This window comes from Xanthomonas bromi, from assembly GCF_900092025.1.
In the GTDB taxonomy this organism is placed as follows: domain Bacteria; phylum Pseudomonadota; class Gammaproteobacteria; order Xanthomonadales; family Xanthomonadaceae; genus Xanthomonas; species Xanthomonas bromi.
Window position 1 is genome coordinate 1 of the sequence record NZ_FLTX01000051.1, and the last position, 18,447, is coordinate 18,447.

Consider the following 18,447-nt stretch of genomic DNA (forward strand, 5'->3'; position numbering starts at 1 on the left):
CCTAAGGATCTGATTGGCTTAATTAATTGCACCTGACCCCGGTTTTTACTCGGTTTTTTTGCGGATCTTGGAGCGGGTGCGGCCGCAGCGTTCCGGCGACCTGCCTCTGGAAGGGATGGCGTGGTGGGTCTTCCATCGTGCGCCCGGGTGCGATCGCCGGAGCCCGGCACGCCGCAGTGACAGGTTTTTCCCGCCACTGGCCTGCATTCGCGGCAATGCGCGTTGCATAGCGCGACGTGGGGCACAGCACGGTGGTGTAAAGAGCGGCAATTTGCCGCAGATGCGACGCCGTGTCGCATCGGGAACGAGCCCGACCGTTCCTATGATGATCACGTAGCGCAGCAGCTTGCTCGCGATCGCCCAATCCACCGCATTGCGGCGATAGTCTGCAACCTGCACGCCGACGATCACTTTTTCCTGGAGGACTCTCCATGGACGCACTGCTGTTATCGCGGATCCAGTTCGGGTTCGTCATCGCGTTCCACGTGCTGTTTCCGGCATTCACCATCGGACTCTCCAGCCTGTTGGCGTTTCTGGAATGGCGCTGGCTGCGCACCCGCCTGCCGGTCTGGCGCGAGCTGTATTTCTTCTGGCAGAAGATCTTCGCGGTGTCGTTCGGCATGGGCGTGGTCAGCGGCATCGTGATGGCCTTCCAGTTCGGTGCCAACTGGCCGGAATTGAGCCGGATTGCCGGTGGCGTGATCGGGCCGCTGCTGAGCTATGAGGTGCTCACCGCGTTCTTTCTGGAAGCCAGTTTCCTGGGCGTGATGATGTTCGGCTGGGGGCGCATTTCCGAGCGATTGCATTTCTTCGCCACCTGCATGGTGGCGCTGGGCACGCTGTTTTCCACGTTCTGGATTCTCTCGTCCAATAGCTGGTTGCAGACGCCCGCGGGCTACGAAGTGATTGGCGGGATCGTGCATCCGGTCGACTGGCTGAAGATCATCTTCAATCCCTCGTTCCCGTACCGGCTGGCGCATATGGCGCTGGGCTCGTTCATCACCACATGCTTCGTGGTCGGTGCGGTGGGCGCGTGGTATCTGCATCGTGGCGTGCATCGCGAGGCGGGCTTGCGCATGCTCAAGCTGGCGGTGGTGTTTGCCGCGATCACCGTGCCGCTGCAGATCTTCGTGGGCGACATGCACGGCCTGAACACGCTCAAGCATCAGCCGATGAAGATCGCGGCGATGGAGGCGCACTGGCACGCTGAAGAACCGGGCAAGGGATTCCCGCTGGTGGTGTTCGCCGTGCCCAATGCGCAGGCCGAGCGCAACGATTACGAACTGGCGATTCCGCGCCTGGGTAGCCTGATCCTGACCCACCACCTGGATGGCACCATCGCGCCGCTGACTTCGGTGCCTGCACGCGAGCGCCCGCCGGTGACGCCGGTGTTCTTCGCCTTCCGCATCATGGTGGGGATCGGCTCGTTGATGCTGCTGGTGGCCTGGGTGTCTGCATTCGCGTTGTGGCGCGGCAAGCTGATGCAGTGGCGCTGGTTGCTGGCGACCTGGCGCTGGATGTTGCCGAGCGGTTTCATCGCACTGATTTCGGGCTGGTTCGTCACCGAAATCGGCCGGCAGCCGTACGTGGTCTACGGTCTGTTGCGCACCGCCGATGCGGTGGGGCCGCAGTCTGTACTGATGACCGCGATCTCGCTGGCGGTGTATGTGGCCGGCTACGCGTTCGTGTTCGGCTGGGGCATTTGGTACCTGGTCAAGATCGGCAAGATCGGTCCGACCCCGCACGATGCGCCGCAGTTGGACCATGGCGAACACACGCCCGCACGGCCGCTATCGGCCGCGGACGAACCAATCGATGGAGCTGCCTGATGGACATGACGACCCTCCTGCCGGTGGTGTGGTTCGCGGTGATCGGCTTCGGCGTGCTGATGTACGTGGTGCTGGACGGCTTCGTGCTCGGCATCGGCATCCTGGCGCCGTTTCGCAAGGACGAAGCGCAGCTGGACCTGATGATGAACACCGCCGCGCCGATCTGGGACGGCAACGAAACCTGGCTGGTGCTGGGCGGGGCAGGGCTGCTGGCCGCGTTTCCCAAGGCTTACGCGGTGATCCTGTCGGCGCTGTACCTGCCGGTGCTGTTGATGGTGATGGCCTTGGTGTTCCGTGGGGTGGCGTTCGAGTTCCGCTTCAAGGCGCACCGCTCGCGGCGGTTGTGGAGCAATGCCTTCGCGGCCGGCTCGATCCTGGCCACGTTCGCGCAGGGCGTGATTCTGGGCGCGCTGGTGCAGGGCCTGCCGATCGAGAACGACCGCTATGTCGGCGGCATCTGGGGCTGGTTCAGCCCCTTCGCGATGCTGACCGGCGCCGCCCTTGTGTTCGGTTATGCGCTGCTCGGCAGCACTTGGTTGATCCTCAAGACCGAAGGCCATGTGCAGCACCTGGCGCGGCAGTTGAGCCGGCCGTTGACCATCAGCGTGCTGATCTTCATCGGCCTGGTGAGCGCGTGGTTGCCATCGCTGCAATCGCATGTGATGGAGCGCTGGTTCAATGGTGCGCATTATCTGTGGCTGATGCCGGTGCCGCTGCTGGTCGCCATCGTGGGATATGCGCTGTGGCGCGCGACCGACGCGGCGCGCTCGGATGCCTTCCCATTCCTGCTGGCGATGGGCCTGTTCGTGCTGGGCTTCCTGGGCTTGGTGCTGGGCATGTGGCCGTATCTGGTACCGCCGGTCTATACCATCTGGCAAGCCGCCGCGCCGCCGTCTTCGCAGCTATTTGCGATGGTGGGTCTGGTCATGTTGCTGCCACTGATCCTGGGCTACACGGTGTGGTCGTACCGCGTGTTCCGCGGCAAGGTCACCGCAGACACTGGGTATCACCACTGATGCGCACTGGCCGTGTCATGCTATCGCGACAGCGCGGCGTTGCGCATTGTCAGCGCAGGCGCTGCTTGAACATCCATTCCCACATCGTCGGGTTCGCGTACGTCGTGTCCCAGGCGTTGTGGTTGCCTTCCGGGTATTCGCTGTAGCGCACATTGGCGCCGACGCCCTTCGCGGCGCGATACAACGCGCGGTCGTCGTGCGGCGGAACCGAATCGTCCTTGGCGCCATGGAACATCCAGATCGGCACGTGCTTGAGTTGCGTCACTGCCGCGGTGTACGGGTCCGCTTCCTTCGCCACCAGGCTGACGTACAAGGTGCGGCGCTCATCGCGCGGCGCCTTGAGCGCGCCGCAGATCGGCACGATTGCCGCAAACCGCTGCGGCTGCATCAGCCCGATTTCCCAGGCGCCATAGCCGCCCATCGAAATGCCGGTGAGGTAGGTGCGCTGCGGGTCGGCGCTGAATTCGGCGCTGGCGGCATCCAGCGTGGCGATCGCCATGCGCGCATTGACGCCCAGCCATTCTTCGTCGTCGGGTACCTGCGGCAGCACCACCAGTGCGGGGAAGTCGGCGGTGTGTTCGCTCAGGTAAGGACCGACGCCCACTTCGGCCTGGTCGCGCCCGTTATCGCCGCGCTCGCCCGAGCCGTGCAGGAACAGCACGATGGGCCGTGGCTGCGGCACCTTTGAAGCCGGCACGAACACTTGATAGCGGTACAGGCGCTCTTCCAGTTTCAGCGTGCGGGTGACGAAGTGGCCGCGGCGTTCGTCGTGGTGGCGCTCAGCCATGCTGGAACACCCTGCAAACAGGAGTGCAAAGGCAATGACAACAAGACAACGACGAATCACGCAGCTCTCCCGACCGATCACATGGTTGCAGTATTACCGCATGCCGGTGCGCTAGCGTGTCGCGGCGCGGTGATTCCTGTCGAATATTCATCTGCTTGTCGTCATCCCATGCACGGCAGGCGCACTCACCGCAACGCCACTGCCGCAGGTCAGGGCAGCAATACCAACGTGGCCAGGCCGAGGAAGCTCAGGAAGCCCATCACGTCGGTCAAGGTGGTCAGGATCACGCCACCGGCCAATGCCGGATCGAAGCCCAACCGTTTCAACGTCACCGGCACCAGCACCCCACCGAAGGCCGCAGTGAGCATGTTCACCGTCAATGCGGTGCCGATCACCAGCGACAGCATCGGTTGCCGGAACCAGGCCAGCACGATGACGCCAAGCCCGATGCCCAGGCACAACCCGTTGATCAGCGCGACGGTGAGCTCCTTCTTGAGCAGGGTCATGACATTGGACGAGCCGATCTGGCCCAGTGCCAGGCCACGCACCATCAGCGCCAACACCTGGGTGCCGGCGTTGCCGCCCATGCCGGCGACGATCGGCATCAATGCCGCAAGCGCCACCAGTTTTTCGATGGTGCCTTCGAACCGGCTGACCACGCTGGAAGCCAGGAACGCGGTGCACAGATTGATGCCCAGCCAGATCAAGCGGCGCCGGAACGCGCGCCGCGCCGGACTGAACATGTCTTCGTCCTCGTCCAGACCGGCCGCGCTCATGGCCTGGTGCTCGGCCTGCTCGCGGATGATGTCGACCACGTCGTCGATGGTGATGCGGCCGAGCAGGATGTTGTTGTCGTCCACCACCGGCGCGGAGATCCAGTCGTGGTCGGAGAAGCGCCGCGCCACTTCGTCGGAGCCGTCGCCGACATCGATCGCCGGCTGCTCGTCGTCGATCAGCCGGTTGACCGGCGTGCTGTCTTCGTGGGTGACCAGCGCAGCCAGCGGCACGCGGCCCAGGTATTGATGGCGCCGGCTCACCACGTACAGGTGATCGGTGTGGTCGGGCAGCTCGCCGCGCAGGCGCAGGTAGCGCAGCACCACATCGACGTTGACGTCTGCGCGCACGGTGACCACGTCCGGGTTCATCAGACGTCCGGCGGTGTCTTCCGGATACGACAGCACCTGCTCCAGCCGCTCGCGGTTTTCGCGGTCCATCGACTTGAGCACTTCGTCGATGACGGTGTCGGGCAGGTCTTCGACCAGGTTGGCCAGATCGTCGATGTCCAGGTCTTCGACCGCAGCCACGATCTCGTCCGGGTCCATGTCGGCCAGCAGACTTTCGCGCACTTCGTCGCCGACGTGCAGCAGCACTTCGCCGTCGTCTTCCGGATCGACCAGGCCCCACACCACTTCGCGCTTGCCGGGCGGCAGCGATTCGAGCAGGTTGCCGATCTCCGCCGGCGCCAGCGTATTGACCAGCCGGCGTACCGGCCCCAGGCGTCCGCTATCCAGCGCGTCGGACAGCAAGCGTAGCTGGCGCGCGGTTCTGTCGTGGCGGACGGCTTCGGCCATGCGGCTCCCCGTAAAGAATGGACGCGCCGTCAGTGGAGGACGCGGTGCTGGGTCAGCACAGCATTATCGCTTGCGCATGGTGACGAAACATACAGCGTCGCTGTAGCGCGTTTGCGCAGGGCGCGCGCGGTGGACGCATCACGGCCGCGAGGGCGGCGGTGAACATGCATGTTGGGTTTCGCCATCGCCCATGCGGGCATCCTCCTCGATGCGCGTATCTAAGGAGAAAAGACGCGGTTTTCAAACATGCATCGCGCTGCGGGACCAGGTGTGCGCCGCGCGCAGCTGTTACCGCAGCAGCCCCTGCGCATGGCCCGTCAACCATTTTTCGATGCCCTTGCGGTCGCGCGCGCGCAGCAATTTTTCGCCGTGCACGCGTAGCTCGCCTAACTGGGTGTCGCGGACCGCGCGGCGCACTTCCAGCAAGGTGGCCGGATGCAGGCTGAATTCGGTGAGACCCAACGCCAGCAGCATCGGCACGAAGCGCGGGTCGCCGGCGATCTCGCCGCACACCGCTACCGGCTTGCCGTATGTGCTCCCGGTGGCGATCACCTGCGCGATCAGCCGCAACACCGCCGGGTGCAAGGGCGAATACAGCTCGCCCAGTGCCTCGTTATTGCGATCCACCGCCAGCAGGTACTGCACCAGATCGTTGGTGCCGATGGACAGGAAATCGATATCGTCGATAAAGCAATCCAGCGCCAATGCGGCGGCCGGCACTTCGATCATCGCGCCCAGCGGGATGTGCTCGGCGATCTCGTGGCCTTCCTCGCGCAGCTGCGCGGTGAGCTTTTTCAGCTGTTTGCGCAGCAGCAGGATTTCTTCGCGGCCGCTGACCATCGGCACCAGGATGCGCACCGGCCCGTAACCGGAGGCACGCAGGATTGCGCGCAACTGCGTCTGTGCCACCACCGGCCGAGCCAACGACAGGCGCACGCCACGCAGACCGAGCGCCGGGTTGTCCTCATCGCTCAAGGTCAGGCCGGTGCGGTCGGCCTTGTCGGCACCCAGATCCAATGTGCGGATGGTCACCGGGCGGCCGCTCATGCCCAGCACGGTGTCGCGGTAGGTGTGGAATTGTTCGTCTTCGTCCGGCAGTTCGTTACGCTGCAGGAACAGGAATTCGGTGCGATACAGGCCAAGACCGCTGGCGCCGAGCGCATGCGCTTTAGCCACGTCTTCCAGCGATTCGGCGTTGGCCAGCAGGGTGATGTCGACGTTGTCGCGGGTGCGCGTGGGTTTGGAGCGCAGCCGGCCCAGCTCGCGCTGTTCCTTGGCCAGCGCGCGCAGGCGCTCGCGGTAGTCACGTAGATGCTCGGGCTTGGGGTCGACGATCACCTGGCCCGAGCCGGCATCGACGATCAGCACGTCGCCATCTTCGATGCGCTGCACCGCGTCGCTGACGCCCACCACCAACGGCAGATGCAGGCTGCGTGCCAGGATTGCGCTATGCGACAGCGCACTGCCGGCCGTGGTGACGATGCCGACCACGCCTTGCGCCTGCAGCTGCGCCAGCTCGGACGGGGCCACGTTGTCGCAGACCAGGATCTCGCCGGCCACGCCCTTGAGGTCGGGCGCGCGTTTGTGCAGAAACGCATGGATGCGGCCGATCACATGATCCAGATCGTCCATACGGCTCTTGAGATACGCATCCTCCATCCCGTCGAACACTGCTGCCAGGCGGTCGCGCTGCACCCGCAAGGCATAGTCGGCGCTGTAACGGTGGGTGCGGATCAACTCATCCAGCCCCTGCAGCAGCTCCGGGTCGTCAAGCAGCAGTGCATGCAGTTCGAGAAATTCGCCGACCTCGCGCGCCAGTGCGCCGTGCAGGCGATCGCGCAACTGCTGCATTTCGCCGCGCGCGGACTCGATCGCCGTATGCAGGCGCTGCAACTGTGTTTCCACCTGGTTGGCGGGCACGCGTTGTTCGGCCACTTCCAGCGTATGGCTCTGGCGCACGCGCGCGCGGCCAAGTGCGTTGCCGCGCGCAGCGCCATGTCCGCGCAGGCGCAGGCTCACGCGCGTGCCTGGCGCAGCGGCGCCGTATCGGTCGCAACGGCACCGACGCCGCGCACGCTCAGCTGTCCTCGTCGAAACGACGCTCGAACAGCTCCACCAACGCCTGCAAGGCCTCGGCTTCGTCTTCGCCATCCAGCCGCACCACCACGCTGGTGCCCTGGCCGGCGGCCAACAACATCACGCCCATGATGCTCTTGGCATTCACTTCGCGGCCCTTCGCCGCCAGCGTGGCGTTGCTGCGATAGGACGACAGCGTCTGCACCAGCTTGGCGGTGGCCCGCGCATGCAGTCCGAGTCGGTTGGACACTATGAGTTCGCGTTCAAGCATCGTCGATGATCGCTCCGTTGCGGGTACCGGCCGCCGCAGTGGCGGGCAGCTCCTGCAATCCTTGTTCGGGGTAGTTCATCACGCGCAGCAACATCGGCAGGCTCAATGCAGACACCCGGCGAACCGGTGTGCCGAGCTTTGCCAACCGACTGGCGAGATTGCTGGGGCTGGCGCCGTACAGGTCGGTCATGACCAGCACGCCGTCGCCGCTGTCGACCCGACGCATCGCCGACGACGCCTGGGGCAGCAAGGCGTCCAGGTCTGCATCGAACGGCACATCGAATGTTTCGGTCTTCAACGGCAACTGCCGCAACAGCCTCGTCGCCACGTTCAACAACGCTGCGCCGATGCCGGGATGAGTAATGAGGAGAATGCCACAGGACATGCCGAAACGTTAACAGGTCGGCATGACTGCGCGATAGCGTCTGCCGGCACAGAAGCGTTACGAACTGAATAGCCGTTTAGAACCGCTGCAGCGACCCGCAACGGCGTGTCGCCATCGCGTTGCTGGGTGTGTGGCGCAGATCCGTGAAGTGCGCGACGTCAGCAGTGCAGCCCAGGTCACAAGCGAACGCTGCCGTTCTCAATTCAGCGAGCGGGGCCGTGTAGCTATCGTGGCGGAACGGCACCAACGCAGTGGTCTTGCAGCGTTGCATAGCGCCTCAAGCGAAGACGCCGAGCGGCTTTCAGGATGTCGGCGTCCGAGCCGTGTCATGCCTGAGAGTCGCCTTGCGCAGCGCCATGATGCAGGCCATATGCAAACGATCGCAACCCAAGGTAAGGCAGCGCAGAAGAGCCACTTCAACGTAAGTGCAGCACGCTCACATCGCAGGATGCCGCTTCGACGAATCCCGAATCCCGAATCCCAGCCCTTCAGTCCTGCTCGCGATGAAACGTCGCCACCTCCGGCCAACCCTGTTCGCGTGCATGCCGCGCCATGCGTTCGGCCAGATACACCGAGCGATGCTTGCCGCCGGTGCAGCCGAAGGCAATGGTCACGTAGCTGCGGGTGTCGTTGCGCAGGCGCGGCAACCAGGTGTCGAGCAGATCGACGATCTGGGCGCTGTAGCGCTGCACATCCGCCTCGTTGTCCAGATAGTTGCGCACGCCGGCGTCGCGGCCGGTGAGCGGGCGCAGCTCCGGGTCCCAGTGCGGATTGGGCAGCACGCGCGCATCGAACACGAAGTCGGCCTCGGCCGGCACGCCGCGCTTGTAGGCGAACGATTCGAACAGCAGCGACAACCGGTCGTTGGAGCCGAGCGCGAATTCGGTGACCACGCGGCGGCGCAACTGATGCACGTTGAGCGTGCTGGTATCGATGATGGCGTCGGCCTGCGCGCGCAGCGGTTCGGTCAACTGACGCTCGCGGGTGATCGCTTCCGGCAGTGCCAGGCCGAGATGGCTGAGCGGATGGCGCCGGCGGGTATCGGCGTACCGCTTGATCAATGCCTCGTCGCTGGCTTCGAAAAACAGCAGGCGTGCTTCGATGCCGTATTCCTGTGCGGCCTGACGCCATTGCGCCAGCTGGGTCAGGTCGCTGCGGCTGCGCACGTCGATGCCCACCGCCAGCCGCTGGTCGCCGATCGGGTTGCCGCGCAGGCGGCTTTTGACGAAGTCCGGCAGCAACTCGACCGGCAGATTGTCCGAGCAGTAGTAGTCCAGATCCTCGAAGGTCTTCAGCGCAACCGATTTGCCCGAGCCGGACAGCCCGCTCACGATCATCAACGTGGAGGGCGCGGTACTCATGGCGTGCGTCGCTCCAGCAGGTTGCTGTGGCGGGCGATGAACATCGCCGCCGGATCGATGCCCTTGGTGCGCAGGATGTGCAGCCGCGTGGCCGCTTCGGTCAGCACGGCCAGGTTGCGGCCGGGCATCACCGGCAGGGTGATCAGCGGCACGTCCAGGTCCAGCACGTGGCGGCTGCCGGAATCGCCGGTGAGGCGTTCGTAGCCGGACGGGGTGGGCTCGGTCATCGGCCGGGTCAGGTGCACGATCAGGCGCAGGTACTTGTTCTTCTTCACTGCGGTGTCGCCGAACATGTCGCGCACGTTCAACACGCCCAGGCCGCGCACTTCCAGCAGGTCCTGCAGCAGCTCGGGGCAGGTGCCGTCGAGCACGTCGGGGGCGATCTGGGTGAACTCGGGCGCATCGTCGGCCACCAGGCGGTGGCCGCGGCTGAGCAGTTCCAGCGCCAGTTCGCTCTTGCCCGAGCCCGCCTCGCCGGTGATCAGCACGCCGATCGAATAGATCTCCATGAACACGCCATGCAGTGTGACCCGCGGCGCCAGCGTGCGCGCCAAGTGGTAGGAGAGGTGGTTGAGCAGTTCGTGGCCGCGCTTGGGCGAGATCCACAACGGGGTGTTGGATTCGTCGGCCGCCGCGCGCAGATCTTCCGGGCAGGACTGGTTCTTGCTGATCGCCAGTGCCAGTGGTTGCACCTGGATGATCTTCTCGATGGTTTCCCAGCGTTGCCGTGCGTCCAACGAATCCAGCCACGCCAGTTCTTCGGTGCCCAGGATCTGTACCTTGTTGGGATAGATCACGTTGAGGTAGCCGGCCAGCGACGGGCGTCGCGCATTGTTGCTGCCAGCCTGGATCTCGCGGTGCTCGCCCTTCTGTCCGGCCACCCAGTGCAGGGCCAGCTTGTCGCGCTGCTGGTCGAACAGTTCGCGTGCGGTGATGCTGGTATTCATGCCGCGCTGGCCTGCGGTGGTGGCCCGTCGGTGAGCAAGGCCATCAGGGCATCGGCGTTGGGTGCGGCGCGTAGCTGCTGACGGAAGTCCGCATCGGAAAATCGTTCGGCCAGTTCCGACAACAGCATCAGGTGCTGGTGGGTGTAGTGCGCCGGCACGGCCATGGCGAAGATCAGATCCACCGGCCCGTCGCCGCCGAACGCGACCGGCGTGTCCAGTCGCAGCAAGGCGCCGCGCGGTTCGGTCAGGTTGGGGCAGCGTCCGTGCGGGATGGCGATGCCGTGGCCGATGGCGGTACTGCCCAGGGCCTCGCGCTCGCACATATTGGTATAGAGCTCGTCGGCGCCGGCCTGTCGGCAGGACAGCAGGTCGGCGGCGGTGTGCAGGACGGTGTCGCGATCGGCGGCCGGCGACACCACGGTGCGCACGGCCGCCATTAGATCGGTTAAAGGCATGAGGGCATCAAGCGGGAAGCGTCATGCGGGATTGTCGCGCACCTCGCGTGCGTGGTGGTTACATTTCTTTTCCTTGTGCTTTAGCACCAGGCGGTCGAGCTTGTCGACCAGCAGGTCGATGGCCGCATACATGGTGGAGCCGCTGGCATCTGCGTGCAGGGTGCGACCGGGAAGGTTGACGGTGGCGACAACGTGGTGGTCCGGCTTGCGAACGGCCAGCTGCGTTCGGACTTCGCAGTGCTGGTCGAAATGGCGCTGCAGTCGCTGCAGCTTGTTTGCCACGTAGTCCCGCAGGGCGGGGGTCACTTCAATCTGGTGGCCATACGTCTCGATGCGCATCGGATACCTCCATTGGTCGGTGGGCCAATGAACCGTTCCGGTGATCCGACAAACCCGGCGCAGGCCGGCGTTGCGGTGGTTGCAACGTCAGGCGATGCGTACGCGTTCGTGGGAGGCGGAAATGTTCATGGCCTCACGATACTTTGCAACGGTGCGCCGCGCCACTGGTACGCCGGATGTTTTCAGCAGATCTGCCAGTTTGGCGTCCGACAAGGGTTTGCGCGGGTTTTCTGCGTCGATCAGGCGCCGGATCATGGCCTGGATGGCGGTGCTGGAGGCCTCGCCGCCGCTGTCGGTGTCGATGCCGGAGGCAAAGAACGAGCGCAGCGGGATGGTGCCGCGCGGGGTACGCACGTATTTGCGGGCGATGGCCCGGGAAATGGTGGATTCGTGCAGGCCGAGCTCGCCGGCGATCTCGCGCAGGGTCAGTGGGCGCAGCGCCTGCGCGCCGAATTCCAGGAACCCGGCCTGGTGCTGCAGCAGGCAGCGCACCACCCGTAGCAGGGTTTCGCCGCGCGCTTCCAGGCTCTTGAGCAGCCAGCGCGCCTCCTGCAGCTGCCCGCGCAGATAGCCGGCGTCGGACTCGCCGCAGCTGCGGATCAGGTTCTCGTAGCCACGGTGGATGGTGACCTTGGGCTGCGAGCGGCCGGCGAGCGACGCGCGCCACACGCCGCGCTGGCGCCAGATCACGCAGTCGGGCACCACGTAAGTGTCTTGCGAGAGGTCACCGATCTGCTTGCCCGGGCGCGGGTCCAGCGAGCGCACCAGCTGCACGGCCTGTTCGACATCGGTGGCCGAGCGCTTGAGTTCATGTGCCAGGCCGGCTACGCCGCTGCGCGGCAGCCGTTCCAGCGGGCCGGCGACGATCTGCAATGCCAGCTCGCGGCCTGGAGTGGCTGCGTCGAGCACGGCCAACTGCAAGGCCAGGCACTCGCCCAGTGTGCGTGCGCCCACGCCGACCGGATCGAAGCGCTGGATCTGGTGCAGCACGGTGAGCACTTCGGCTTCGTACACGGCTGCGCCGAGCGCCAGGGTTTCGAGAATGGCCGACAGCGGCTCGCGCAGGTAGCCGTCTTCGTCCAGCGCGTCGATCAGCATCGCGCCGATCTGGCGGTCGCGCGGCGACAGCGGCGACAGATGCAGCTGCCACAAGAGGTGATCGGCCAGGGTTTCGGATTCGGCCACGCGCTCGGCGGCATCGCCGGAGTCGTCGTCGTCGAAACTGCCGCCGCTGCCCGAGCCGGTCCACTGCAGTTCGTCCTGCGACCAATCGTCGTCGCGCTCGGCGGGCGCCGCTTCTTCGCGCTGGGGCTCTTCGGTAGACGCAGAGGGCGAGGATTCCACTGCGATGTCGCTGGCCGCATGCGCGGCTTCGTCGGCCCATTCCAGCAGCGGATTGGTCTCCACCGCTTCGGCGATTTCCAGTTCCAGCTCGGTGGTGGACATCTGCAATAGCTTGATCGCCTGACGCAATTGCGGCGTCATGACCAACTGCTGTCCTAGCGATGTCTGGAGCCGGGCTTTCATGCGGGCACTGACTGGAAAAAGCGTTGGCGCGGCGACGCGCTCAAAGGCGGAAAGTTTCCCCCAGATACACGCGACGAACGTCGGGATTGGCTAGCAGCGTGTCCGGTGCCCCCTGCGCCAGCACGCCCCCCTCGGCGAGGATATACGCGCGGTCGCAGATTCCCAAGGTTTCGCGCACGTTGTGATCGGTGATCAACACGCCGATGCCGCGCTCCTTGAGGTGGATGATGATGCGCTGGATCTCGCCGACCGAAATCGGGTCCACGCCCGCGAAGGGTTCGTCCAGCAGCATCATGCGCGGCCTGGCCGCCAGCGCACGCGCGATCTCGCAGCGGCGCCGCTCGCCGCCGGAGAGGCTGGCGCCAAGCTGATCGGCCACATGGGTGATCTGCAGTTCCTCCAGCAGCGAGGCCAGTTCTTTCTCGCGGCCGGCGTCATCGAGTTCCTCGCGCAATTCCAGCACCAGGCGGATGTTGTCGGCCACGGTGAGCTTGCGGAAGATCGAAGGTTCCTGCGGCAGGTAACCGACGCCCAACTTGGCGCGTGCGTACATCGGCTCGGCAGTGAGGTCGCGGCCGTCCAGCTCGATGCGGCCGGCATCGGCCTCGACCAGGCCGACAATCATGTAGAAGCAGGTGGTTTTACCGGCGCCGTTGGGGCCAAGCAGACCGACCACTTCGCCGGCCTCCAGCGTCAGGCCGAATTCCTTGACCACTTCGCGTTGCTTGTACTTCTTGCGCAGACCGGTGGCGACCAGCATTACTTCTTCCCCTGCGGCTTGGCGGCGGGCTTGGCTGCTGCCGGTGCCGGGTTGGTCGCAGGCGCGGCAGCAGGCGTCGCTGCTCCCGGGGCTGCGGTCTTGGGTTGGATGATGGTGCGCACGCGGCTGCCGTCGCCGCCGCTTTGCATGTTGCCGGTCTTGGTGTTGTAGACCATGCGCTGGCCGGCGTTGGTGCCCTTGGGCGAGTCGACCGTGTAATTGCCGGTCAGGATGATGATTTCATCGGCGACCTTGTATTCGATGTTGTCGGCCTGGCCGTGCATCATCGCGCCGTCGTCCATCTGCTGCTTGAGCGTGGCCTGCTTGCCGTTGAGCACCACGCGATCGGTCTGGCCGTCCTTCTGGAAGATATCGGCGGTATCGGCGTGGATTTCCAGCGTGCCCTGGGTAATCACCACATTGCCGCTGAAACGGCACTTGCCGCTGTTATCGAGCATGTTGCAGTCGTTGGCATTGGAGTCGATCGCCATCGGCTGATTGCGATCGCTGGTCTTGGCCATCGCCAGTGCAGGCAACAGCAGTGCGGCAAACGCCAGCTTAGCGGGCAGCATTCGGTTCATAGCGGGTCTTGACCTGAGAAAGGAGCTTGTACTGGCGTGATTTGAGGTCGGCTTCGAAGCCGACGCCACTTTGCATGATACCCGGGCGGGTCATGGTTACCGGCGCTTGGGTCTTGGCGATGTTCTGTTGCGGGAACACGTCCAGGCTCTGGGTGCGGAACGTGGTCGGCGGGGTTGCGCCGCCGGTCGGGCTGTCGCCCTGGACATCGCCGCGCAGACGCAATTGGGTGCCATCCGGGTTGACCCAGCCGGTCTTGGAACGCAGGGTCCACGGCTGGTTGGCGTTGTCGGGCATCAGAAACACCGGCGTGGTGATGTCTGCGGTCTGGTCGGCACGATTGCGATGCATTTCCGGGGCGCGCAGCGTCATCGCTTCCTTGCCGCTCTGCTTGTCCAGGGTGATCAGCTCGAAGTCGCGCAGGATGTAGTCCGCGCCGGACTCCTGGACGGCCGAGGCGACCGGACGCGCGCGCTGCTTCCAGGCCGACCAGCCGGAGATGATGGCGGCGGCGAACAGTACGACGCCCAAGGTGGTTCGCCAGTTCCAGCTCATGCGGAAAAGCCTTCGATGATGCGTTCGACCTGGCCTTGCGCCGCCAGTAACGCATCGCAGACCTCGCGCGCGGCACCGTCACCGCCACGGGCGCGGGTATGCCACTGCACGCGCTCGGCGATCCATGGGTGTGCGTTGGCCGGCGCCACCGGCAGGCCGACCGCCAGCAGAGCGGGCAGGTCGGGCAGGTCGTCGCCCATGAACAGCACCTGGTCCAGCGACAAGCCGTGCTCCTGGCACAGCGCAAGCACCGCCATGCGCTTGTTCTTGACCCCGATCTGCACGTGCAGACCCAGGTCCTGGCCGCGCTTTTCCGCCGACAGGCTGGCGCGCGCGGTGATCAGCGCGACATGGATGCCGGCCTGGTCGAGTTGCTTGAGGCCCTGGCCGTCGAGCACGTTGAACGCCTTGCTCTCGTGACCGGCATGGTCGTAGTACAGGCGGCCGTCGGTCAGGGTGCCGTCGACGTCGAAGCAGGCCAGGCGGATCCGCGCGGCGCGTTCGATCAGCTCGGCGGGAAGGTGCTGCAAAGGGGAATAGGGCATCGGTACGAATCGGTAAGAACGGGGTCCGGCGGTTGAAAACTGAACCTGTTAAACCACCTTGGCGCGCAACAGGTCGTGAATGTTCAATGCGCCGACCGCGCGCTGCTGCGCATCGACCACGATCAAGCCGTTGATCTTGTAGTCCTCCATCAGCCGCGCGGCCTCGGCGGCCAACTGGTCGGCGCCGATGGTGCGTGGGTTGCGCGTCATCACCTGCGCAATGCCTGCGCGACGCACGTCGATATCGCTGTCCAGCGCGCGACGCAGGTCGCCGTCGGTGAACAGGCCGATCAGGCGGTCATCGGCGTCCACCACCGCGGTCATGCCCAGCCGCTTGCGGCTCATTTCCATCAGCGCCTCGCTCAGGCTGGCGTCTTCGCGCACGCGCGGCAGATCGTCGCCTGCGTGCATCACGTCGGTGATGTGCAGCAGCAGGCGCCGGCCCAGGCTGCCGGCCGGGTGCGAGCGGGCAAAGTCGTCGGCGGTAAAGCCGCGGGCATCGAGCAGGGCGACTGCCAGCGCATCGCCCATCGCCAGCGAGGCGGTGGTGCTGGAGGTCGGGGCCAGGTGCAACGGGCAGGCTTCGGCGGAGACGCTGACGTCCAGGTGCACGTCGGCGGCCTGGGCCAGGGTGGAACTTGCGCGGCCGGTCATGGCGATGATCGGGTTGCCCTGGCGCTTGAGCACCGGCAGCAGCATGCGCACTTCGTCCGATTCGCCCGAATACGACAGCGCCAGCACGATGTCGGCCTCGGTGATCATGCCCAGGTCGCCGTGACCGGCTTCGCCCGGATGCACGAAGAACGCCGGGGTGCCGGTGGAGGCGAGGGTGGCGGCGATCTTGCGCGCCACATGGCCGGACTTGCCCATCCCGGTGGCGACCACGCGGCCACGCGAGGCCAGCACCAGCTTGCAGGCGGCGGCGAACTCGCTGCCGATCCGCGCGCCCACGCTGGCCAGCGCCTCGCGCTCGATCTCCAGCACGCGCTGGCCGCTGGCGACCAGGCTGGCGTCGCTGACGGTGGCGGAGGGCAGGTGCGAGACAGCCATGCGGGACTCGGGTGGAGAGTAGAATGTGCGCTTATTTTATGAGGAAACGCCCTGTGGACGCCGAAACCATCCGTAAACTCATCGAATCCGGCTTGCCCGAAGCCCGCGTCGACGTGCACGGCGACGACGGCGTGCACTTCGAAGCCACCGTGGTCAGCCCGGCCTTTGCCGGCAAGGCCCCGCTGGCGCGGCACCGGATGGTCTACGCGACCCTGGGCGAACTGATGGGCGGAGCGATCCACGCGCTGCAGTTGAAGACGCTGACGCCCGAAGAAGGCTGAGCGCGTCGGCTACGCTTGCTGTCAAGCGGTCTGGACCAGGGCGGCAATCGATACGCATCTGTCTCACACTGACCCTTCCATCGTCCTCCACGAGCGCCGGGCAACTGTCTCCAGCGCTGGCCGATGCCGTTCGATCTGTCCGCCTCAGCGCCACGCCGTTCGCACCAAGGCCAAAACGCTCGCACTTCATTCCCCCCGACACACCTTTCTTTTTGGATTTCTCAGATTCCCATGGCAAAAATCGTAGTGACCGGCGGCCAAGCGCTGCATGGCGAAGTCAATATTTCCGGCGCCAAGAACGCAGTGCTGCCGATCCTGTGCGCCACCCTGCTGGCCGATGCGCCGGTGGAAATCAGCAACGTGCCGCACCTGCACGATGTGATCACCACGGTGAAGCTGCTCAGCGAGCTGGGCGCCGAGGTCACCATCGACGAAGGCACGCTGGCCAAGGGCCGCTCGATCCTGGTCGACCCGCGCTCGGTCACCCATCAGATTGCGCCGTATGAGCTGGTCAGGACCATGCGCGCCTCGATCCTGGTGCTGGGCCCGCTGCTGGCGCGCTACGGCACCGCCGAAGTGTCGCTGCCCGGCGGTTGCGCGATCGGTTCGCGCCCGGTCGATCAGCACATCAAGGGCCTGCAGGCGCTGGGCGCCGAGATCAGCGTGGAGAACGGCTACATCAAGGCCACCAGCAACGGGCGCCTGAAGGGCGGTCGCTACGTGTTCGATATGGTCAGCGTCACCGGCACCGAGAACGTGCTGATGGCCGCCGTGCTCGCCGAAGGCACCACGGTGCTGGAAAACGCGGCGATGGAACCGGAAGTCACCGACCTTGCCGATTGCCTGATCGCGCTCGGTGCGCAGATTGAAGGCGCCGGCACCCCGCGCATCGTGGTGCAGGGCGTGGAGCGCCTGGGTGGCGGGCACCATGCGGTGCTGCCGGATCGCATCGAAACCGGCACCTTCCTGGTCGCTGCAGCAATGACCGGCGGCAGCGTCACCGTGCGTCGCGCGCGCCCGGACACCCTGGACGCGGTGCTGGACAAGCTCACCGAGGCCGGCGCCACCATCACCACCACCGCCGACAGCGTCACCCTGGACATGCACGGCAAGCGCCCGCGCGCGGTCAACCTGACCACCGCGCCGTACCCGGCGTTTCCCACCGACATGCAGGCGCAATTCATGGCGCTCAACTGCGTGGCCGACGGGGTGGGCGTGATCAACGAAACCATCTTCGAAAACCGTTTCATGCACGTCAACGAACTGCTGCGCCTGGGTGCGGATATCCAGGTCGAAGGCCATACTGCCATCGTGCGCGGCGCCGAGCGTCTCAGCGGCGCGCCGGTGATGGCCACCGACCTGCGCGCGTCGGCGTCGTTGATCCTGGCCGGGCTGGTGGCCGACGGCGACACCACCATCGATCGCATCTACCACCTGGACCGTGGCTACGAAAACATCGAAGAGAAGCTGGGGGCGCTGGGCGCGACCATCCGGCGCACCGCATGATCCTGCGCGGTCGCTTCACCACCCGGCGCAAGATCCTGTTGAGCGTAATCGTGCTGATCCTGGCGTGGCTGGCCTATGCCTGGAGCGTGGGCATGGCGATCACCCAGGGCGTCGAGTTCAAGGACATGGACTGGAACAACGACGGCACCGCCAGCCGCGACGAGATCGCGCAATCGTTCTATGCGGTAGCGGTGAAAAAGACCGTCGAAGGCAAGCGCCATTGCGACCTGTTCTATTGGCGCAAGAACGACCAGCAGATCCGTGTGGACTGCCGCACGGTGTTTACGACCGGCGATGACAAGGCTGCGACCAAGCCCTGATAGGTCGCAGCTCGGTCTGGCTCCGATCGGTGCGTGCAGAGCGGCTGAGCTGCGGCTTGGCTGCAGAGCCCTTTGCCCGCCCACCATCGCAGGACACGCCGCAAGTACGTCCGTGTAGGCTCTTATGCGGCATCCATGCCGCATAAGGTCCCGCGACGGTAGACGGGCAAGGACAAGTCACGATGGTCGGTGTGCAAAATTTGAACCAAGCAACACTCAGCGCTCTGGCGTGGCGTTCTTCAATCGAGGCGCACGTAAGGTGTTTGACGTGGTGTCCTCACCGTGCC

Annotated in this window: 21 protein-coding genes; 5 read left to right on the plus strand and 16 right to left on the minus strand. The window is 65.3% G+C overall.

The features are described from left to right. Positions 1 to 45 precede the first annotated feature (45 nt). Entirely contained in the window at positions 46 to 411 is a 366-nt protein-coding gene (locus tag XBLMG947_RS22765; RefSeq protein ID WP_139074413.1) for a hypothetical protein, read from the minus strand. A gap of 20 nt (positions 412 to 431) precedes the next feature. Between XBLMG947_RS22765 and XBLMG947_RS15760 the strand changes: the two genes are divergently transcribed. Continuing rightward, positions 432 to 1,829, plus strand: a complete 1,398-nt coding sequence (locus XBLMG947_RS15760) for a cytochrome ubiquinol oxidase subunit I (RefSeq protein ID WP_065469577.1) — start codon at positions 432 to 434, stop codon at positions 1,827 to 1,829. Next, positions 1,829 to 2,845 carry a cytochrome d ubiquinol oxidase subunit II gene (gene cydB / locus XBLMG947_RS15765; protein WP_065469578.1) on the plus strand — a complete coding sequence of 339 codons (1,017 nt, stop codon included), beginning with the start codon at positions 1,829 to 1,831 and terminating at the stop codon, positions 2,843 to 2,845. Before XBLMG947_RS15760 ends, cydB begins: the two co-directional genes overlap by 1 nt. Positions 2,846 to 2,894: 49 nt before the next feature. Here cydB and XBLMG947_RS15770 read toward each other — a convergent pair whose 3' ends face one another. From XBLMG947_RS15770 to XBLMG947_RS15845, 15 genes are all read right to left on the minus strand, one after another. Then, complete coding sequence (locus XBLMG947_RS15770; protein ID WP_245228216.1) at positions 2,895 to 3,632, minus strand: carboxylesterase family protein; 738 nt, start codon at positions 3,630 to 3,632, stop codon at positions 2,895 to 2,897. A gap of 209 nt (positions 3,633 to 3,841) precedes the next feature. Continuing rightward, positions 3,842 to 5,203 carry a magnesium transporter gene (mgtE, locus tag XBLMG947_RS15775; RefSeq protein WP_065469580.1) on the minus strand — a complete coding sequence of 454 codons (1,362 nt, stop codon included), beginning with the start codon at positions 5,201 to 5,203 and terminating at the stop codon, positions 3,842 to 3,844. A gap of 288 nt (positions 5,204 to 5,491) precedes the next feature. Next, positions 5,492 to 7,222 (minus strand): phosphoenolpyruvate--protein phosphotransferase, encoded by a 1,731-nt coding sequence (gene ptsP / locus XBLMG947_RS15780; RefSeq protein WP_065469581.1) that lies wholly within the window; start codon positions 7,220 to 7,222, stop codon positions 5,492 to 5,494. A 58-nt stretch (positions 7,223 to 7,280) separates the two neighbouring features. Further along, complete coding sequence (locus tag XBLMG947_RS15785; RefSeq protein ID WP_065469582.1) at positions 7,281 to 7,550, minus strand: HPr family phosphocarrier protein; 270 nt, start codon at positions 7,548 to 7,550, stop codon at positions 7,281 to 7,283. Then, the gene (locus XBLMG947_RS15790) at positions 7,543 to 7,935 is read right to left on the minus strand and encodes a PTS sugar transporter subunit IIA (RefSeq protein ID WP_065469583.1); all 393 of its coding nucleotides are present in this window, start codon (positions 7,933 to 7,935) and stop codon (positions 7,543 to 7,545) included. Before XBLMG947_RS15790 ends, XBLMG947_RS15785 begins: the two co-directional genes overlap by 8 nt. A 488-nt stretch (positions 7,936 to 8,423) precedes the next feature. Next, positions 8,424 to 9,296 (minus strand): RNase adapter RapZ, encoded by an 873-nt coding sequence (rapZ, locus tag XBLMG947_RS15800; protein WP_065469585.1) that lies wholly within the window; start codon positions 9,294 to 9,296, stop codon positions 8,424 to 8,426. Then, positions 9,293 to 10,243: an HPr(Ser) kinase/phosphatase gene (hprK, locus tag XBLMG947_RS15805; RefSeq protein ID WP_065469586.1), complete on the minus strand. Its 951-nt coding sequence runs from the start codon at positions 10,241 to 10,243 to the stop codon at positions 9,293 to 9,295. The genes rapZ and hprK overlap by 4 nt, the downstream gene beginning before the upstream one ends. After that, positions 10,240 to 10,698, minus strand: coding sequence for a PTS sugar transporter subunit IIA (locus XBLMG947_RS15810; RefSeq protein WP_065469587.1), 459 nt, complete (start codon positions 10,696 to 10,698; stop codon positions 10,240 to 10,242). Before XBLMG947_RS15810 ends, hprK begins: the two co-directional genes overlap by 4 nt. Positions 10,699 to 10,719: 21 nt before the next feature. Next, on the minus strand, positions 10,720 to 11,037 hold the full coding sequence (gene hpf, locus XBLMG947_RS15815; RefSeq protein WP_065469588.1) for a ribosome hibernation-promoting factor, HPF/YfiA family: 318 nt from the start codon (positions 11,035 to 11,037) through the stop codon (positions 10,720 to 10,722). 87 nt (positions 11,038 to 11,124) lie between these two features. Continuing rightward, positions 11,125 to 12,564: an RNA polymerase factor sigma-54 gene (locus XBLMG947_RS15820; RefSeq protein WP_065469589.1), complete on the minus strand. Its 1,440-nt coding sequence runs from the start codon at positions 12,562 to 12,564 to the stop codon at positions 11,125 to 11,127. Between the two features lie 40 nt (positions 12,565 to 12,604). Continuing rightward, positions 12,605 to 13,324 (minus strand): LPS export ABC transporter ATP-binding protein, encoded by a 720-nt coding sequence (gene lptB, locus XBLMG947_RS15825; protein ID WP_065469590.1) that lies wholly within the window; start codon positions 13,322 to 13,324, stop codon positions 12,605 to 12,607. Next, entirely contained in the window at positions 13,324 to 13,905 is a 582-nt protein-coding gene (gene lptA / locus XBLMG947_RS15830; RefSeq protein ID WP_083993166.1) for a lipopolysaccharide transport periplasmic protein LptA, read from the minus strand. The genes lptB and lptA overlap by 1 nt, the downstream gene beginning before the upstream one ends. Next, positions 13,883 to 14,458, minus strand: coding sequence for an LPS export ABC transporter periplasmic protein LptC (gene lptC, locus XBLMG947_RS15835; RefSeq protein WP_065469592.1), 576 nt, complete (start codon positions 14,456 to 14,458; stop codon positions 13,883 to 13,885). Before lptC ends, lptA begins: the two co-directional genes overlap by 23 nt. Next, positions 14,455 to 15,003: a KdsC family phosphatase gene (locus tag XBLMG947_RS15840; protein ID WP_065469593.1), complete on the minus strand. Its 549-nt coding sequence runs from the start codon at positions 15,001 to 15,003 to the stop codon at positions 14,455 to 14,457. Before XBLMG947_RS15840 ends, lptC begins: the two co-directional genes overlap by 4 nt. 48 nt (positions 15,004 to 15,051) lie before the next feature. Then, entirely contained in the window at positions 15,052 to 16,053 is a 1,002-nt protein-coding gene (locus tag XBLMG947_RS15845) for a KpsF/GutQ family sugar-phosphate isomerase (protein WP_065469594.1), read from the minus strand. Between the two features lie 53 nt (positions 16,054 to 16,106). Here XBLMG947_RS15845 and XBLMG947_RS15850 point away from each other — a divergent pair, with 53 nt between their 5' ends. The 3 genes from XBLMG947_RS15850 (at position 16,107) to XBLMG947_RS15860 (ending at position 18,160) form a co-directional block, all read left to right on the plus strand. After that, positions 16,107 to 16,334, plus strand: a complete 228-nt coding sequence (locus tag XBLMG947_RS15850; protein WP_046964476.1) for a BolA family protein — start codon at positions 16,107 to 16,109, stop codon at positions 16,332 to 16,334. A gap of 231 nt (positions 16,335 to 16,565) precedes the next feature. Continuing rightward, positions 16,566 to 17,840, plus strand: coding sequence for a UDP-N-acetylglucosamine 1-carboxyvinyltransferase (gene murA / locus XBLMG947_RS15855; protein WP_065469595.1), 1,275 nt, complete (start codon positions 16,566 to 16,568; stop codon positions 17,838 to 17,840). Beyond that, positions 17,837 to 18,160 (plus strand): hypothetical protein, encoded by a 324-nt coding sequence (locus XBLMG947_RS15860; protein ID WP_065469596.1) that lies wholly within the window; start codon positions 17,837 to 17,839, stop codon positions 18,158 to 18,160. The genes murA and XBLMG947_RS15860 overlap by 4 nt, the downstream gene beginning before the upstream one ends. Positions 18,161 to 18,447: the final 287 nt, after the last annotated feature.

Excerpts from the sequence above, each read along its gene's own strand:
- XBLMG947_RS15760 (WP_065469577.1), top strand. The coding sequence starts at position 432 with ATGGACGCACTGCTGTTATCGCGGATCCAGTTCGGGTTCGTCATCGCG.
- cydB (WP_065469578.1), top strand. The coding sequence starts at position 1,829 with ATGGACATGACGACCCTCCTGCCGGTGGTGTGGTTCGCGGTGATCGGC.
- XBLMG947_RS15770 (WP_245228216.1), bottom strand. The coding sequence starts at position 3,632 with ATGGCTGAGCGCCACCACGACGAACGCCGCGGCCACTTCGTCACCCGC.
- mgtE (WP_065469580.1), bottom strand. The coding sequence starts at position 5,203 with ATGGCCGAAGCCGTCCGCCACGACAGAACCGCGCGCCAGCTACGCTTG.
- XBLMG947_RS15785 (WP_065469582.1), bottom strand. The coding sequence starts at position 7,550 with ATGCTTGAACGCGAACTCATAGTGTCCAACCGACTCGGACTGCATGCG.
- XBLMG947_RS15790 (WP_065469583.1), bottom strand. The coding sequence starts at position 7,935 with ATGTCCTGTGGCATTCTCCTCATTACTCATCCCGGCATCGGCGCAGCG.
- rapZ (WP_065469585.1), bottom strand. The coding sequence starts at position 9,296 with ATGAGTACCGCGCCCTCCACGTTGATGATCGTGAGCGGGCTGTCCGGC.
- hprK (WP_065469586.1), bottom strand. The coding sequence starts at position 10,243 with ATGAATACCAGCATCACCGCACGCGAACTGTTCGACCAGCAGCGCGAC.
- XBLMG947_RS15810 (WP_065469587.1), bottom strand. The coding sequence starts at position 10,698 with ATGCCTTTAACCGATCTAATGGCGGCCGTGCGCACCGTGGTGTCGCCG.
- hpf (WP_065469588.1), bottom strand. The coding sequence starts at position 11,037 with ATGCGCATCGAGACGTATGGCCACCAGATTGAAGTGACCCCCGCCCTG.
- XBLMG947_RS15820 (WP_065469589.1), bottom strand. The coding sequence starts at position 12,564 with ATGAAAGCCCGGCTCCAGACATCGCTAGGACAGCAGTTGGTCATGACG.
- lptB (WP_065469590.1), bottom strand. The coding sequence starts at position 13,324 with ATGCTGGTCGCCACCGGTCTGCGCAAGAAGTACAAGCAACGCGAAGTG.
- lptA (WP_083993166.1), bottom strand. The coding sequence starts at position 13,905 with ATGAACCGAATGCTGCCCGCTAAGCTGGCGTTTGCCGCACTGCTGTTG.
- lptC (WP_065469592.1), bottom strand. The coding sequence starts at position 14,458 with ATGAGCTGGAACTGGCGAACCACCTTGGGCGTCGTACTGTTCGCCGCC.
- XBLMG947_RS15840 (WP_065469593.1), bottom strand. The coding sequence starts at position 15,003 with ATGCCCTATTCCCCTTTGCAGCACCTTCCCGCCGAGCTGATCGAACGC.
- XBLMG947_RS15845 (WP_065469594.1), bottom strand. The coding sequence starts at position 16,053 with ATGGCTGTCTCGCACCTGCCCTCCGCCACCGTCAGCGACGCCAGCCTG.
- murA (WP_065469595.1), top strand. The coding sequence starts at position 16,566 with ATGGCAAAAATCGTAGTGACCGGCGGCCAAGCGCTGCATGGCGAAGTC.
- XBLMG947_RS15860 (WP_065469596.1), top strand. The coding sequence starts at position 17,837 with ATGATCCTGCGCGGTCGCTTCACCACCCGGCGCAAGATCCTGTTGAGC.